This is a genomic window from Citrobacter sp. VF227 (assembly GCF_052950715.1).
This window is the reverse complement of the sequence record NZ_JBRFVF010000466.1, coordinates 1-455: the sequence shown is the minus strand read 5'-3', so window position 1 is coordinate 455 and position 455 is coordinate 1. Positions and strand designations below refer to the sequence as shown.

The window sequence follows — 455 nt, the reverse complement described above, 5'->3', positions numbered from 1 at the left end:
GGTGATACCGATGGCGACGATGAAGAACAGCGCCACGCCCACCAGACCGTCGATCAGGTCACCGACCTTCTTGGCGAAGCCGATGATGTGCACCTTCACGTTCGGGTTCTGCGCCTGGTACTTCTCGCGGATTTTCTCTTCCAGCTCGTGGGAGAACTTCTGGTAATCCAGCTTGATCTGCCGCCCCTGGTCTTCCGGATCCGGATAGGACTCGAGCAACGGCACGTCGATGATGCTGGACTTGAAGTTGTTCGCCACCAGGCGGCCGATCTGCCCGGACTTGAGGATGTTGTCGCGCAGGTCCTCGAGGCTCTCGGGCGAGCCGTCGTAGGTCTGCGGGATCACCTCGCCACCGGCGAAGCCTTCCTCGGTGACCTCGGTCCAGCGCACGCTGGGGCTCCACAGCGACTTCATGTTGGAACGGTCGACGCCGTGGATGTAGAACACTTCGTCGT

The 455-nt window shown here is 61.1% G+C and carries 1 pseudogene; it reads right to left on the bottom strand.

Annotated elements, in window-relative coordinates:
* Positions 1-455: pseudogene (locus ACU8YC_RS27355) on the bottom strand (RND family transporter); the annotation flags it as partial.